This is a genomic window from Bacillus sp. SIMBA_074, assembly GCF_046534555.1.
Classification (GTDB): domain Bacteria; phylum Bacillota; class Bacilli; order Bacillales; family Bacillaceae_G; genus Bacillus_A; species Bacillus_A mycoides.
The window spans coordinates 1-339 of sequence record NZ_JAWRYM010000227.1 but is presented as its reverse complement, the minus strand read 5'-3'; the positions used below and the strand labels follow the sequence as shown (position 1 = coordinate 339).

At 37.8% G+C, this 339-nt stretch carries 1 pseudogene; it reads left to right on the top strand.

Features of this window, described 5'->3' with window-relative positions:
* Nucleotides 1-100: 100 nt before the first annotated feature.
* Nucleotides 101-339, top strand: a pseudogene (locus tag SB773_RS30615) (hypothetical protein); the annotation flags it as partial.

The window sequence follows — 339 nt, the reverse complement described above, 5'->3', positions numbered from 1 at the left end:
AAAAATAAAATATATCCATTCTGGAATCCTAACACACAAGGAGGTGAAGCATAAGAAGGTCATACGAGGGTATCTGAAATAGTAAGGCAGGGAAGGAAAATTGATTAAAAGCGCAGCAATTGAAAAAATGTTGTGGAGTATTGCCTTACCGGGGTTTGGTCAATTATTGAACGGAAAGTTCGTAAAGGGATTAATCTTACTGACTCTAGAATTCATCATCAATCTGAAATCCCACTTAAACCAGATCATCATCGCAAGTTTTCAAGGTGACATTCCGATCGCCATTCGATTGACGGATTTTCAATGGCTAATGTTTTATCCGTGTGTATACATGTTTGG